This window comes from Lederbergia ruris (genome assembly GCF_018332955.1).
GTDB lineage: Bacteria > Bacillota > Bacilli > Bacillales > Bacillaceae_C > Lederbergia > Lederbergia ruris.
This window is the reverse complement of record NZ_BORB01000018.1, coordinates 60,196-74,975: the sequence shown is the minus strand read 5'-3', so window position 1 is coordinate 74,975 and position 14,780 is coordinate 60,196. Positions and strand designations below refer to the sequence as shown.

Genomic DNA, 14,780 nt, shown 5'->3' with positions numbered 1-14,780 from the left:
CCCTCAAGATGAGATTTCCCTAGGCGCAAGCCTTAAGACCCCTGAAAGATGATCAGGTTGATAGGTCCGAGGTAGAAGTGTGGTGACACATGTAGCTGACGGATACTAATCGGTCAAGGACTTAATCTAACAAAAAGCGGAAGTGCCCGTTTAGCGACGTAAAAACTTCCTAGTTTCTGACGAGATAAAGGAAACACGGCGAAGAATGAGCCGATGTTGACTTATCGTGGGAAGAAGCGTAGATGTTTGCTAGTCGATAGGCGCTGGAGCTAGATTTCAAAAGATTGACGCTTCTTGAGTTTGTCTTCTTCTTTATCTGGTTTTGAGAGAATAAACTCTCTACAATCCTTACACATCCTGTGTAAGCTTATAGTCTGGTGGCAATCGCGAAGAGGTCACACCCGTTCCCATCCCGAACACGGCAGTTAAGCTCTTCAGCGCCGATGATAATAAGGGGCTTCCCCTTGTGAGAGTAGGACGTTGCCAGGCAAATGAAAGACACTTTCTTCGAAGGTGTCTTTTTTTGCTTAGATTTAGTCATGAACGATTATAGAATCATTGGTTTGCCTAAGGTAACTTTCAATAAGGAAGGGTCCTTTTACTTCCGTTATATCTAAGAAATCCCTTATAAAGGGGTAATCATCATTTGGGGTCGTTTTAATGAGTTCCATCCACCATTCTGTTTCATAACGAGAAATCATGCTTAAATTATATAAAATCAAATAGTGAATTAGTAGATCGGGTAAAAAAGTAAGGTCATGGATCTTGCTCGGAAGCCACAATGAGCCCTTTTCAACATGGTAGCGGAAAGGTGGAGTATTTCCTACGCTCTGATTGATTGTTATACGTCCTTCCGCATCTTCCCCCCACTGTATTTCTTTCTTACATTTAAAATTTAAATACTCTTTCATACGATGTTCATCCATATGATAGGAATCTAATAACTCGTTTGGTAGAAGATAGGAATGATCATTTCCTTTAGGTAACTGAATCATGTTCGACTTTCCTTTGAAAAAGAAGAAACTTTCCTCTAACTCCACTACAAGATCAAGCAACTCCCCCATTTTAAATTTGTCTCCTTCGAGGTGTTTCACGTGAAACATCCGTTCTGAAAAATGAGTACATAAGCCATTTTTTTGAACTTTTACTTCATCATTGAAAAATTGGTAATCCTTCTTTTTCCTTTTTCTAGTAGAGACTCCATGTGCAAGAACAGTCGTTGTATGGGGATAATAAGGATCAATGCTCAACAAGCAAGCTTTTATTAAATGGATAAGACCGTAATAGAGAAGAATAGGTCGAATCGATATTGGTGTTTTCGATGCCTGTTCATAAAAAGCTTCCCCTTGTTCAAGATAATAAATGAATGAATAGCAATTATCATATGCTTTTTCAGAAGAGTCTTCTATGTTTAGCTTTTTGTATCTTTCTGTTAAGTAACTTCTTGCTCGAGTAGCAGAGTGAAATTGCTGAATACGTTTCCATGTAAACTTTTTGATATTCAAAGTATCAACTCCAAATAATTTGAAAAATGGAACATCTGATGTATTTCTTGACAGTCAAATAACCAATTGATAACCTACTAATAATATTTTGGGGCAGGAGGCAGGAAAATATGTGGGAATCTAAATTTTCTAAAGAGGGTTTAACTTTTGATGACGTATTGTTAGTACCAGCAAAATCTGAGGTTTTACCGAAAGAGGTCAATTTATCGGTCGAATTAACGAGCACTTTAAAGTTAAACATTCCAGTGATTAGTGCAGGAATGGATACGGTCACTGAGTCCAAAATGGCCATTTCAATGGCACGCCAAGGTGGATTAGGCATCATTCACAAAAATATGAGCATTGAAGCTCAAGCTGAGAAGGTAGATAAGGTAAAGCGTTCTGAGAGTGGTGTCATTAAAGACCCCTTCTTTTTAACCCCGGATCATCAAGTTTTTGATGCAGAACATTTAATGGGGAAATATCGCATTTCGGGTGTTCCGATCGTAAATAACGAAGAAGAAAAAGTATTGGTAGGAATCATTACCAATCGTGATATGCGCTTTATTCAAGACTTTTCTGTTCCGATTATCGATGTGATGACGAAAGAGAATCTTGTAACTGCTCCAGTTGGGACCTCTCTCGAAGAAGCAGAAAATATACTACAGCAACATCGAATCGAAAAATTACCATTAGTAGACGATAAGGGTGTTTTGCAAGGACTCATAACAATAAAAGATATTGAAAAGGTCATTGAATTTCCGAACTCAGCAAAAGATAGTCATGGCCGTCTATTAGTTGGGGCCGCTGTTGGGGTCACAAGCGATACAATGAAACGAGTTGAAATGCTTGTCCGCTCTCAAGTTGATGTCATTGTGATCGATACAGCACATGGTCACTCAGAAGGTGTTTTAAGAACGATTAAAGAGATCAGGGATAAATACCCTGACTTAAACCTAATTGCAGGTAACGTGGCCACAGCAGAAGCTACAGCTGCTTTATTTGATGCAGGGGCAGATGTCGTAAAGGTTGGGATTGGCCCTGGTTCCATTTGTACCACTAGAGTCGTTGCCGGTGTCGGGGTTCCACAAATTACAGCAGTTTATGATTGTGCGACAGAAGCAAGAAAAAGAGGAAAAGCGATTATCGCAGACGGTGGCATTAAATATTCAGGAGATATTGCGAAGGCCCTTGCTGCAGGGGGACATGCTGTTATGTTAGGAAGTATGCTAGCTGGAACCTCTGAAAGCCCAGGGGAGACAGAAATATATCAAGGCCGTCGCTTTAAAGTATATCGTGGCATGGGATCTGAAGGAGCAATGGAAAAAGGTTCACGTGATCGATATTTCCAGGAAGATGCGAAGAAATTTGTTCCTGAAGGAATTGAAGGGCGCGTTCCTTACAAAGGGCCGCTTGCAGATACCATTTATCAACTAGTTGGTGGTTTACGAGCTGGAATGGGGTATTGTGGTGCACCAGATCTACAACACTTCAGAGAAAATGCTCAATTTATTCGAATGACAGGTGCTGGTTTACGTGAAAGTCACCCACATGATGTCCAAATAACGAAAGAATCACCTAACTATTCTATTTCTTAATAAATAAAGGGCAGGACATTCCATTTTAAAAAGGAGTCCTGTCTTTTTATTTGTTTAGCGTACTATGCAATATTCGCTTGTGAATAACCTTCTTATGCTGTGGTTGGCATCCAGCTCCAGCGCCTAGTCCCTTGAGGTCAGAGGACAACAGGATGTTGGTCAGAAAGGCGTTGCGCTTTTGGTCTCGACAAAATATCACAGTTTTGTAAGGTTAGCGACATAATTTCTCCTACTAAATTACGTTTAACTATGATAAAATGACAAAGGTGTACATAAAAAGTTGGAGGGCTTACATGTGAAAAGAAAACGGACCAAAAGAACGATGATTTTCTCTTTGATTCTTGTTATGATGTTCAGTTTGTTACAACTACCAGGTCAAGCATATGCCAAAGATGAATTAGATATCCATGCAGATGCGGCCATTATTATAGAACCAACCACTGGAAAAATATTATATGCGAAAAATGAAGATGAAGCTTTAGGAATTGCCTCTATGACAAAAATGATGAGTGAATATCTTTTGTTTGAAGCAATTAAGGAAAAGAAGATTACGTGGGATCAAGAACAAATCATAAGTCCTTATGCGCATGAAGTATCTGTTGATGCACAACTATCTAATGTTGGCCTGAACGAAGGAAAGCCATATACCATCAAGGAATTGTATGAAGCCATGGCCATTTACTCCGCGAATGGAGCAACGATTGCGATTGCCGAAGCGATTGCTGGGTCTGAAGGAAAGTTCGTCGATATGATGAATGCGAAAGCAAAGGAATTAGGTTTAAAGGAATATTATTTTGTCAATTCAACTGGTCTTAATAATAAAGATTTAAAAGGTAAGCACCCTAAGGGAGAAGCTAATGATGAGAATTTAATGTCAGCAAGGTCTACCGCGATTTTAGCAGCTAAGCTAATGAAGGACTTCCCTGAAGTGCTTGAGACAACAAGCATCGCGAAAAAGAAATTTAGAGATGTACCAGGTGAAATGAAGAACTGGAATAAAATGCTCCCATCTTTAGAATTTGAGTATGAAGGTGTTGACGGTCTAAAAACTGGTACAACAGACTTAGCTGGTCGCTGTTTTACTGGAACAGCCACTCGTGGGGATTTCCGGGTCATTACGGTCGTAATGAATGCGAAGGATGACAATGGAGTGAGCAGTGATAATGGGAGATTTGGACAAACTCAGAAAATGATGGAATACGCCTTTGCTAATTTTTCTATGAAGGAAATTTTTCCGAAAGGTTATGAAATTAAAGGGCATAAATCCCTAGATGTTGTAAAAGGGAAGGATAAGAGTGTTAAGATCCACACAGAAGCACCTGTGAATACGGTCGTCAAAAAGGGAGAAGAAGAAGCTTATAATCCCGTTTTTAAGTTAGATGAAGATAAGGTCAATAAAGATGGCGAATTAACAGCCCCTGTTAAGAAAAATGAACAAGTTGGTACGTTAATAGCTGAACATAAGAGTAATGATGATTACGGGTATTTGACGAAGAGCTTTGAACCAACTGTAAAAGTGGTTACTACGAATGAAGTCGAAAAGGCTAATTGGTTTGTGCTGATGATGCGTAGTATTGGCGGCTTTTTCTCAGGCTTATGGACAAGTGTATCTGATACGGTTAAAGGATGGTTTTAATAGGTATAGAAATGGCTTCCTTGTATTGACAGGGAAGCATCTTTATAGTTAACTAAATAGTAGAATTAATCCGATAGAATTAATCAGAGAAAAGCGAAGGGGATATATAAATGAGAACAGGAACCGATCGAGTAAAACGTGGTATGGCAGAAATGCAAAAAGGCGGCGTCATTATGGATGTTGTCAATGCAGAACAAGCGAAATTGGCTGAGGAGGCAGGAGCAGTCGCGGTTATGGCTCTTGAACGTGTTCCTTCTGATATTCGTGCGGCGGGTGGTGTTGCCCGTATGGCCGATCCAACAATTGTCGAGGAAGTTATGAACGCTGTATCGATTCCAGTGATGGCTAAGGCCAGAATTGGCCATATTGTGGAAGCTAGAGTATTAGAAGCTATGGGCGTTGATTACATAGATGAAAGTGAAGTTTTAACGCCAGCAGATGAAGAATTTCACTTAAATAAAAAGGAATATACGGTTCCTTTTGTATGTGGTTGTAGAGATCTAGGTGAAGCAACTCGACGCATTGGTGAAGGAGCTTCAATGCTTCGTACAAAAGGAGAGCCTGGAACAGGAAATATTGTCGAGGCAGTTCGTCATATTCGCAAAGTGAATGCCCAAGTACGTAGAGTGGTGGCAATGAATGAAGATGAGCTTATGACAGAGGCAAAATTACTAGGTGCACCATATGAACTATTGCTAGAAATTAAGCAAAATGGTCGTCTACCAGTTGTCAACTTTGCAGCAGGTGGTGTAGCAACACCAGCAGATGCAGCATTAATGATGGAGCTTGGAGCGGATGGAGTATTCGTTGGTTCAGGAATTTTTAAATCTGAAAATCCTGCTAAATTCGCCCGTGCGATCGTTGAAGCAACAACCCATTATCAAGATTATGGAAAAATTGCCGAGTTATCGAAAGATCTTGGAATTGCCATGAAGGGGATTGAAATCTCAACATTAGCACCCGAAAATCGTATGCAAGAACGCGGGTGGTAAGATGTTAAAAATAGGAATTCTTGGATTGCAAGGAGCCGTTCGAGAACATGCTCGGGCTGTTAAAGACTGTGGAGCCGAGGCGATTGACGTAAAATCCATTGAGCAGTTAGAACAGCTCGATGGTCTTATTCTTCCAGGCGGAGAAAGTACGACGATGCGCCGCCTGCTCGATAAATCAGGTTTTATGGAACCATTAAGGGCATTTGCACGTGAAGGAAAACCGATTTTTGGCACGTGTGCTGGATTGATTTTATTGGCGAAACGTCTTTCTAACCAAGAAGAAGCCCATTTAGAATTAATGGATATTACAGTCGAAAGGAACTCCTTTGGTCGCCAAAGGGAAAGCTTTGAAGCAGAAATTGCCATCGCCGGTGTGGCTGAGGATAAAATGACAGCCGTATTTATCCGAGCTCCTCATATAACAGAAGCTGGAGAAAATGTAGAGGTCCTAGCAAAATATGAAGGAAGAATTGTGACGGTTCGGGAAGGCCAATTTTTAGGCTGCTCTTTTCATCCAGAACTTACGGAAGACAATCGTTTAACTGCATATTTTCTGCAAATGGTTGAAGAATATAAAATGATTGAAAACAAAATTTGCAATTAATTTCTGCTTATAGTATAGTATGAGCAAATTTATATGGTTATGGCGTTGAGAGGAAATAGTAGTAAGGTTTAAGTACCTTTTAGAGAATCGATGGTTGGTGAAAATCGATGGTACGGCTTTATGAATCCATCCTTGAGCAAAATGCTGAACGATGAGCTAGTAGGCATTTTCGGTTCGAACCGTTATCGATGAAGTGGAAAGTACTTGTACTTTCAAATTGGGTGGCAACGCGGGTAACTCTCGTCCCTTTCCGGGGATGGGAGTTTTTTTATGTGAAAAAGGAGGAATGAAAAGATGTTAGATATGAAATATTTACGTGACCATTTGCCTGAGATTAAGGCGAAATTGCGGCACAGAGGAGAAGATTTAACCGATTTAGACCAGTTTGAGGTGTTGGATCAAAAACGACGTGAGACGATCATTCAAGTAGAACAGTTAAAAAGTAAGCGCAATGAAGTCTCCCAGCAAATTGCTAAAATGAAAAAAGAAAAGCAAAATGCAGATGAGGTTATTTTAGAAATGCGCCAAGTCGGCGATGAAATCAAAGGTCTTGATCAAACATTACGTGAAGTAGAGGAAAAATTAGACGATTTGCTCCTATCTATTCCAAACATTCCACATGAAAGTGTACCAGTAGGAGAATCGGAAGATGATAACGTGGAAATTCGCCAATGGGGGGATATCCGCTCTTTTGAATTTGAGCCACGGCCCCACTGGGATATCGCGAATCAGCTTGGCATTTTAGATTTTGAACGAGCAGCTAAGGTGACAGGTAGTCGATTTGTGTATTATAAGGGACTAGGCGCAAGATTAGAGCGAGCCTTGATTAGCTTTATGATGGATTTACACGCGGAAGAACATGGCTATGAGGAAATGCTACCTCCTTATATGGTGAATCGTACGAGTATGACAGGAACGGGTCAATTACCAAAGTTTGAAGAAGATGCCTTTTTAATTGAAAGTGAAGATTATTTCCTAATTCCCACCGCTGAAGTTCCTGTAACCAATTATCATCGGGATGAAATTTTAGATGGAAATCAATTGCCTTTGAATTATGTTGCTTATAGTGCGTGTTTCCGGTCTGAAGCGGGATCTGCAGGTCGAGATACAAGAGGATTAATTCGCCAGCATCAATTTAATAAAGTGGAATTAGTCAAGTTCGTGAAGCCTGAGGATTCATATCAAGAATTAGAAATCCTTACAGGACATGCGGAGAAGGTATTACAACTGCTCAAGCTCCCTTATCGTGTATTAAGCATGTGTACGGCTGATTTAGGTTTTACAGCTGCGAAGAAATATGATTTGGAAGTATGGTTACCAAGCTATCAAACATATCGAGAGATTTCTTCTTGTTCTAATTTCGAGGCTTTCCAAGCTAGAAGGGCAAATATTCGCTTTAGAACGGAACCGGGTGCAAAGCCGCAGCATGTGCATACCTTAAATGGTTCAGGATTGGCGATTGGGCGTACAGTTGCTGCTATTTTAGAAAATTACCAACAGGAAGATGGGACCGTCATCATTCCAGAAGTATTACGACCGTATATGAGGAATAAAGAGGTTATTGAATAGAAAAGAACCCGAAGGATTTTTGCCTCCTTCGGGTTTTTAATAAACTTAGTGATTGACATTGAATCCTGTACTTGGTAAAATACATCTTGTCGTAATGGAGGAATACCCAAGTCTGGCTGAAGGGATCGGTCTTGAAAACCGACAGGCGGGTTAAACCGCGCGGGGGTTCGAATCCCTCTTCCTCCGCCATACATGCATAAATTGGAGATCAGAAGCCTGTTCCTATTGGAGTAGGTTTCTTTTTTATAGGCGAGATTTTGCTTTCACCTTTCTATTTTTTCACAACATTAAAATTATCTGTGATCAGTAACCAGTTTTGTGGGAAGGAAAGTCCGAGTTTCCAATAGCTCACTCCCCTTAGGCCCCTTTCTTTTACTAAGTTAAATTTAGCTTGAATGGAGCGGGCATCTTCAAACCAAACTTCATGTCTTTTTCCTGCTTGATCCATATAGTGAAAAAAGGGGGCTTGGGCTGTTTCATTGTATCGAATAGCGACACCTTGCTCGGCGGCAATCTGAATGGCCTGCTGCGGGCTAATCGCTTTGGCGGTTGTACCTGGAACAAACGGAAGGGTCCAATCATACCCATATAGATTTTGTCCCATAAATATTTTTTCAGGGGGTATTTCCGAGACGGCATAATTTAATACATTACGAACGGAATTAATCGGTGAGACAGCCATTGCTGGGCCACCGCTATATCCCCATTCATACGTCATAATGACAACATAATCAACGATTTCCCCATGGGCTTTATAATCATGTGCTTCATACCATTCCCCTTGTTGTGTAGCGCTTGTTTTGGGCGCGAGGGCAGTAGAAATCATCAGTCCCTCTTGGTGAAGACGATCACGAGCTATACGTAAAAATTGATTATACGCCTCCCGATCTCTAGGATAAAGGCGTTCCAGATCAAAATGGACATCACCAAAGCCAACTCGTTTTGCTTCTTGGATAATGTTATTCAAAAAAGCCTCCCGAACGGTTTGATTTGTTAAAAGGGTGTGACCAAGTTCTGAGCTAAATTGGCCCTCTGCTTGATTCGCGATCACCATAACTAGTGTGTTTTGATTGGCTTCTGCAATCGCAGGAAATTGATTTAATGGTGGTGCTGTTAAAGATCCATCGGCTTTTGCTAAATAAGCAAAGGGAGATAAATACGTCAAGTAGGGTGCGGCTTGCCGCGCGCTATTTTCTAAAGCTTCTGATACTGTGTTACCAAATGGTTCTACATAAGCATTGAACTCCCGATTTGTTTTTGGTCCTTGCGGGATATACAAGCGCATCCCGATCTGCAGTACTTGGTTAACAGGTATTCCATTAACTCTGGCGAGCTCTTGATAGGAAATCCCGAACCTTTGACCAATTGAATATAGACTGTCGCCTTGTTGGACCAAATAAAACTGTCCGTAAATCGGAATGACTAATGCTTGCCCAACGACTAAACGATCTGGATTAGGCAGTTCATTTGCTTCTGCAATGGTATTAGGATTAACATCATAGCGGGATGCAATAGAGGTTAAGGTTTGGTTCGTTTCTACAATATGAATTTGCATAATCTGTCCTCCTTTAATAGAATTCAAAGGCAAAAGCACAATGTTGGCAGGTCCGGCAGCGACGTCCTGTCGCCTCACCTGCACTAAAACGTCCTGTTCGTCGCAATGCCTTTGTGACCTGTGTCCTGCAGGCCTAATATTGTAATATTCTATGTGAGTATGATCATCAATAGACATAAAAGAAGGTGTAATTTCATGGACAAGCGAAGTGAAATCTATATGTGGCAAGCGATACAAGAGGCAGAAAAAGCTCGGGCAATTAATGAAGTTCCAATTGGTGCCGTCATTGTTTTGGGAGATGAAGTGATTGCCACAGCTCATAATCTAAGAGAAACAAAGCAAAATGCAGTCGCTCACGCAGAACTATTAGCAATTGAGCAGGCATGTAAAAAATTAGGAACATGGCGATTGGAACAGGCTGAATTATATGTCACTTTGGAGCCCTGCCCCATGTGTAGTGGAGCTATTCTTTTGTCCCGGATTAAAAAGGTTGTATATGGCGCAACAGATCCAAAAGCAGGGTGTGCTGGGACACTCATGAATTTACTTCAGGATGATCGTTTCAATCATCAATGTGAAATTGAATCAGGTGTACTAGGGGGGGTGTGTGGGGAGCTATTAAGTGAGTTTTTCCGAAAAGTTCGAGCAATAAGAAAAGCTGAAAAGCTAAATGGAAGGGAATAACAGAGAGTCCAAGAAGCCTAATCAATTAGGAGGATTTTAATCCTTATCAATCCATGCTTGTAAGTGTATAATAAAGGAAAATGAGCACAGAGGTGATATAATTATGAGTATCCGTAAGGAGGATCTTCACCGCTTGATAGACTTGGTAAACGATAATGATACAAAATTCGTGTATGATCTGATTAAAGTTGTGATTGAAAAAGATAGTGAAAAGGAAATCGTTGTCGAAGCTGATAATACACCATTAACTAGACAGGAGAAGGAAATATTAAAACAAGCAAATACTGATATTGAAAACGAAGATCTTATAGATTGGCAAGATCTACATGTCTAATTTTCATGTGAAGATTAGAAAACCCGCAGCTAAGTATTATGAAAAATTGCCACCTAGGTTAAAAACTAAGGTCGATGAAGTCATTAATCAACTTAGTGAAAATCCATATGCAATTCCAAATGTGAAACCATTAAAGGGGTCTAATCATGATGATTTTCGCATTCGCATTGGATCTCTTCGGCTGTTGTATCGAGTTTACAATAATGAACTAATCATAATTATATTAGACATTGGACCCCGTGGAGATATCTACAAATAATCGGGTGTATAGGCTTGACCCTATAAATTTAAACAAAATGGAAAACCTCGCCATTGATTAATAAACTAAAAGATAGTATACTTAACTATATCGCACTAGACGGGGACGTAGCGGAGCCTTGTAACCCGCAATCCGCTCTAGCGGGGTTGAATTCCTTCTTGAGGCTGCTGTACTGTAAGGTCTGCCTCAAGTAAGTGGTGTGGACACTTGGGTCCCGCGCAATGAGAATCCACGAACCATGTCAGGTCCGGAAGGAAGCAGCATTAAGTGGAAGCTCTCATGTGCCGCGGGGTTGCCTGGGTCGAGCTAACTGCTTGGGTAACGCTTATGGTATACAGTCGAAGGAAGGTGTGCGGTTTCCATTTCGATCATAATGACATCCATTCACTTTTTAGGTGAGTGGATTTTTTGTTTTCTAAAAAAAGATGGTCTAGACGGATATGTGAATATAACTGTTCTCCAAATGAAACTTTTTCATCCTTTTTCTCGTATTAAAAAGAAACAGAATGATTTTCGAACCATATTATACGAGGGGGGACGGCATGAATCGAAAGATTATTTCTTGTGTAGTTGCCTTTTTCATTATTTTGTTACCTATAAAAGTTGGTGCAGTCGATTTTTCCATTCCCAATGTAAAAATAGACGCCTTTTTACAGGAAAATGGGGATGTTCATGTACAGGAAAAGCATACTTATCAATTTGACAGTAAATTTAATGGAATTACCCGGGAAATATTCCCGAAAAAAGGAGCGGAAATAACGGATTTTTTGGCGAAAGAAGATGAAAAAGCTCTAAAAGTAGAAAAAGTTAATGATGTATATAAAATTCATCGAAAAGGGAAAAATGAAACGGTCGAAATTGACCTGGATTATGTAATTAAAAATGGTATGGACAAATATGAAGATATGACCGAGTTTTACTGGCCATTTTTTGATGAGCGGAATGAAACAGATTATGAAAATATGCAGATTGTGATTCATCCTCCAAAAGCAACTGATGATGTGATTGCCTTTGGTTATGATCAAGCATTTGATAAACAAGTGGTAGGAAAGGATGGAACAGTGGAATACTCTATGGGTCTGGTTCCATCTGATGAAAATGGAGATATTAGGGTGGCTTATCCATCCACACTTTTTTCGGGTATGTCCATTACTTCATCCAAAACAATGAAAGATTCATTATTACAGGAAAAGCTAAACCTAGAAAAGAAGGCACAAGCCTTTGCGGAAAATAAGGAAAAGTTTTCGACTTTATCGAAAACACTGATCCCATTTTTCCTCATTCTATTTGTTGTTTTAATTGGGTGGGAACATATTGGAAAGAAAAGAAAATATAGTTTAGTAAATGAGGAATTAAAAAGAGATTATACACTTATGCCTGATGAGAAAATGAGCATGCCAGCGACGATTTATTATACATTAGGTGTAGATGCCGTACATGTTCCGGCAGGTCTACTCGATTTAGTCCGGAAAGGAATGGTTGAACAACAATCAGAAGATGAATTTAGACGAATTCATTCCAATGTTCAACATAAACATGAAGGGATTCTTTTAAAATGGCTATTTGATGAGATCGGGCAGGATGGTTATTTTAAAGCGAAGGATATAGATGGTTTTATTAAAAAGGAAAAAAATCTCACGAAATATCATATGCGGCTTACGGAATGGAGACAGGCCATTAAAGAGGAATTTAAAGAAGTGGGTGTGAGAGAAAAGAAGCCTATTTATCGTTTCACTTTCGGAATTATTAGTCTTCTTTTATTAGCCTTATGGATTACGGCTATTTACTATGAAGCTATCCCCGTGTTTTTAACATCATTGGTATTGTTTTTAGTCGCTGCTTTTATCGCCTGTTTTTACAGGCCCCTCTCTTCAAAAGGCTTTTATATAAAAGAGGAATGGACTCGATTTTTAAACAAGCTTGATCAAATTAAAAGTTCAGACTGGCAAAAAACTTCAGAAGATGCTCGAATGAGAATGGCTATTTTTGGAGCAAATGAAAAGTTTTCCAAGGAGAATAATACATCACAATGGCAAAAGGAAATAGGAAATGTGGATCCATCTTTACTGACCTATTCTCTTTTCACCGCCCCTATTCTATCTACCGAATTTTCTCGAGCAGATAAAAAATATACAGAGTTTAGTCAAAGTTCGTCTGATAGTTCTATTGGTGGAACTGGTGGCGGTGGCGGCGTTGGTGGTGGAGGGGGAGGTTCCGGAGCTTTTTGAACATCCTCCATAAGAAGCTCAAAAACAATTTGTATATCATTTTGTCAAACCTATCCTAAATAAGGTATAATGGAAGGACGAATGAAGACTTTTTATAAAGAATTCCATGAATAATCGTTATGAGGGAAGGAGAGAGCATAAATGTATCAGGCGTTATACCGTGTCTGGCGACCACAAACATTTGCAGATGTGGTGGGGCAAGAACATGTGACGAAAACTTTACAAAACGCTCTACTCCAACAGAAAACGAGTCATGCTTATTTATTTTCTGGTCCACGGGGAACAGGGAAAACAAGTGCGGCTAAAATATTAGCAAAAGCAGTCAACTGCCAAAAAATGCCAGTATCAGAACCTTGTAATGAGTGTCCTGCTTGTTTAGGAATTGCGGATGGGTCAATACAAGATGTGATTGAGATTGATGCTGCCTCGAATAATGGTGTGGAAGAGATCCGCGATATTCGAGATAAGGTGAAATACGCGCCCACTTCTGTATCCTATAAAGTCTATATCATTGATGAAGTTCATATGTTGTCTATGGGTGCGTTCAATGCTTTATTAAAGACTTTAGAAGAGCCGCCTAAGCATGTCATTTTTGTTTTAGCAACGACTGAACCACATAAGATTCCTTTGACCATCATTTCCCGGTGTCAACGTTTTGATTTTAAAAGAATAACGGCGCAAGATTTAGTTAATCGAATGGTCCATATTGCTTCGGAATCAGGGTTACAGTATGAAGAAAAGGCATTACATGTTATCGCTCAAGCAGCAAGTGGTGGTATGCGGGATGCTTTAAGTTTACTCGATCAGGCCATTTCCTTTAGCGCCGATCAAGTGACAGTGGAGGATGCCTTAACGGTTACAGGATCTGTTTCCCAAAATTATTTGAATAAGCTTGTTCATGCTATTCATGAAAAAAATGTTTCTGAATCGTTAACCATTCTTGAAAAGTTAGTGTTAGATGGGAAAGATCCCAGTCGCTTTATCGAAGATCTCATTTTATATTTTCGTGATCTTTTACTTTATCAGACAGCCCCTAATCTGGAAGAATCGTTGGAAAGAGCTATGCTGGATGATGATTTTGCTGAACTTGCGAAGGCTATACAGCCCGAACAAATTTATGAATATATGGATGTTTTAAATAAGACACAGCAAGATATGAAGTTTTCCGATCATGCCAAGATTTATTTGGAAGTTTGTTTTGTAAAATTATGCCAAATGAAAACACAAGCGAATGTCCAGCAATTCGATGGCGTGCAGGAATTACTTGCAAAGATTGATAAGCTCGAGAAACAAGTTGAAGATTTGAAAGTGAATCGCCCTGTGTTGGAAGAACAACCACAGTCCAAACCGACGAAAAAACCGATGCGTACTAATAAAGGTTTTCAGGCGAATACAGGGAAAATTCGCCAAGTGTTGGGTGAAGCGACTCGAGAAGATTTGAACATGATTAAGAGCCAATGGGGCAATCTTCTAGAGCAACTGAATAATCGCCAAATGCGATCACAGGCAGCTTTATTAATGGATGCTGAACCTGCTGCAGCCTCGCCGACTGCCTTTGTTATAAAATTCAAATATGAAATTCATTGCAAAATGGCGATGGAAAACACAAAGTTTTTAGAAGTGACAGCCAATCTTATTGAAGAACTCTTAGGAAAGAAACTTCAATTTGTAGGAGTCCCTGAGCCACAATGGTTAGAAATTCGTGAGGATTTTCTACAAAACCAAGGACATGAGCCAGACCAAGATGGGGAAGAGGCTCCAGATCCGCTGATTCAGGAAGCTGTAAAGCTAGTTGGAGAAGACTTAATTGAGATTAAAAATTAATTTGAAGGGAATG

General features: G+C 39.9%; 12 protein-coding genes, 1 tRNA gene, 2 rRNA genes, 1 other RNA gene and 1 other annotated feature. Of the genes, 14 read left to right on the top strand and 2 right to left on the bottom strand.

The window, feature by feature from the left end; translation table 11 throughout:
- Positions 1-129: ribosomal RNA gene (locus tag KI363_RS11885) — 23S ribosomal RNA — on the top strand; the annotation flags it as partial.
- Between the two features lie 244 nt (positions 130-373).
- A 5S ribosomal RNA gene (gene rrf / locus KI363_RS11880) occupies positions 374-489 on the top strand.
- A 44-nt stretch (positions 490-533) separates the two neighbouring features.
- Here rrf and KI363_RS11875 read toward each other — a convergent pair.
- On the bottom strand, positions 534-1,505 hold the full coding sequence (locus KI363_RS11875) for a YaaC family protein (protein ID WP_212966411.1): 972 nt from the start codon (positions 1,503-1,505) through the stop codon (positions 534-536).
- A gap of 110 nt (positions 1,506-1,615) precedes the next feature.
- On the opposite strand from KI363_RS11875, the gene guaB reads away from it, so the two are divergent.
- The 6 genes from guaB to KI363_RS11845 all read left to right on the top strand — a co-directional run bounded on the left by guaB (position 1,616) and on the right by KI363_RS11845 (position 8,072).
- A complete protein-coding gene (gene guaB, locus KI363_RS11870) occupies positions 1,616-3,082 on the top strand; it encodes an IMP dehydrogenase (protein ID WP_158323723.1) in 1,467 nt (488 codons plus the stop codon).
- 322 nt (positions 3,083-3,404) lie between these two features.
- Complete coding sequence (locus KI363_RS11865; protein ID WP_373306777.1) at positions 3,405-4,718, top strand: serine hydrolase; 1,314 nt, start codon at positions 3,405-3,407, stop codon at positions 4,716-4,718.
- 110 nt (positions 4,719-4,828) lie between these two features.
- Positions 4,829-5,710 (top strand): pyridoxal 5'-phosphate synthase lyase subunit PdxS, encoded by an 882-nt coding sequence (gene pdxS / locus KI363_RS11860; protein ID WP_158323725.1) that lies wholly within the window; start codon positions 4,829-4,831, stop codon positions 5,708-5,710.
- Position 5,711: 1 nt separating this feature from the next.
- Entirely contained in the window at positions 5,712-6,314 is a 603-nt protein-coding gene (pdxT, locus tag KI363_RS11855; RefSeq protein WP_212966410.1) for a pyridoxal 5'-phosphate synthase glutaminase subunit PdxT, read from the top strand.
- Positions 6,315-6,350: 36 nt separating this feature from the next.
- Positions 6,351-6,565 (top strand) — a binding site (T-box leader).
- Positions 6,566-6,608: 43 nt separating this feature from the next.
- Positions 6,609-7,883, top strand: a complete 1,275-nt coding sequence (serS, locus tag KI363_RS11850; protein WP_212966409.1) for a serine--tRNA ligase — start codon at positions 6,609-6,611, stop codon at positions 7,881-7,883.
- Positions 7,884-7,979: 96 nt separating this feature from the next.
- Positions 7,980-8,072, top strand: a tRNA-Ser gene (locus KI363_RS11845).
- A gap of 82 nt (positions 8,073-8,154) precedes the next feature.
- On the opposite strand, the gene KI363_RS11840 is transcribed toward KI363_RS11845, so the two are convergent.
- Positions 8,155-9,438, bottom strand: a complete 1,284-nt coding sequence (locus KI363_RS11840) for a glycoside hydrolase family 18 protein (RefSeq protein WP_212966408.1) — start codon at positions 9,436-9,438, stop codon at positions 8,155-8,157.
- A gap of 195 nt (positions 9,439-9,633) precedes the next feature.
- On the opposite strand from KI363_RS11840, the gene tadA reads away from it, so the two are divergent.
- From tadA to dnaX, 6 genes are all read left to right on the top strand, one after another.
- Entirely contained in the window at positions 9,634-10,122 is a 489-nt protein-coding gene (gene tadA, locus KI363_RS11835) for a tRNA adenosine(34) deaminase TadA (RefSeq protein ID WP_212966407.1), read from the top strand.
- A 103-nt stretch (positions 10,123-10,225) separates the two neighbouring features.
- Positions 10,226-10,456, top strand: coding sequence for a hypothetical protein (locus KI363_RS11830; RefSeq protein WP_212966406.1), 231 nt, complete (start codon positions 10,226-10,228; stop codon positions 10,454-10,456).
- Positions 10,449-10,715: a type II toxin-antitoxin system RelE family toxin gene (locus KI363_RS11825; RefSeq protein ID WP_212966405.1), complete on the top strand. Its 267-nt coding sequence runs from the start codon at positions 10,449-10,451 to the stop codon at positions 10,713-10,715. Before KI363_RS11830 ends, KI363_RS11825 begins: the two co-directional genes overlap by 8 nt.
- A 90-nt stretch (positions 10,716-10,805) precedes the next feature.
- Positions 10,806-11,071: signal recognition particle sRNA large type (gene ffs / locus KI363_RS11820), an RNA gene on the top strand.
- 186 nt (positions 11,072-11,257) lie between these two features.
- Positions 11,258-12,943: a DUF2207 domain-containing protein gene (locus KI363_RS11815; protein WP_212966404.1), complete on the top strand. Its 1,686-nt coding sequence runs from the start codon at positions 11,258-11,260 to the stop codon at positions 12,941-12,943.
- 141 nt (positions 12,944-13,084) lie between these two features.
- Positions 13,085-14,767, top strand: coding sequence for a DNA polymerase III subunit gamma/tau (gene dnaX / locus KI363_RS11810; protein ID WP_158323731.1), 1,683 nt, complete (start codon positions 13,085-13,087; stop codon positions 14,765-14,767).
- The last annotated feature ends 13 nt before the right edge of the window (positions 14,768-14,780 follow it).

Excerpts from the sequence above, each read along its gene's own strand:
- dnaX (WP_158323731.1), top strand. The coding sequence starts at position 13,085 with ATGTATCAGGCGTTATACCGTGTCTGGCGACCACAAACATTTGCAGAT.
- pdxS (WP_158323725.1), top strand. The coding sequence starts at position 4,829 with ATGAGAACAGGAACCGATCGAGTAAAACGTGGTATGGCAGAAATGCAA.
- KI363_RS11830 (WP_212966406.1), top strand. The coding sequence starts at position 10,226 with ATGAGTATCCGTAAGGAGGATCTTCACCGCTTGATAGACTTGGTAAAC.
- guaB (WP_158323723.1), top strand. The coding sequence starts at position 1,616 with ATGTGGGAATCTAAATTTTCTAAAGAGGGTTTAACTTTTGATGACGTA.
- KI363_RS11815 (WP_212966404.1), top strand. The coding sequence starts at position 11,258 with ATGAATCGAAAGATTATTTCTTGTGTAGTTGCCTTTTTCATTATTTTG.
- pdxT (WP_212966410.1), top strand. The coding sequence starts at position 5,712 with ATGTTAAAAATAGGAATTCTTGGATTGCAAGGAGCCGTTCGAGAACAT.
- KI363_RS11865 (WP_373306777.1), top strand. The coding sequence starts at position 3,405 with ATGATTTTCTCTTTGATTCTTGTTATGATGTTCAGTTTGTTACAACTA.
- tadA (WP_212966407.1), top strand. The coding sequence starts at position 9,634 with ATGGACAAGCGAAGTGAAATCTATATGTGGCAAGCGATACAAGAGGCA.
- KI363_RS11825 (WP_212966405.1), top strand. The coding sequence starts at position 10,449 with ATGTCTAATTTTCATGTGAAGATTAGAAAACCCGCAGCTAAGTATTAT.
- serS (WP_212966409.1), top strand. The coding sequence starts at position 6,609 with ATGTTAGATATGAAATATTTACGTGACCATTTGCCTGAGATTAAGGCG.
- KI363_RS11840 (WP_212966408.1), bottom strand. The coding sequence starts at position 9,438 with ATGCAAATTCATATTGTAGAAACGAACCAAACCTTAACCTCTATTGCA.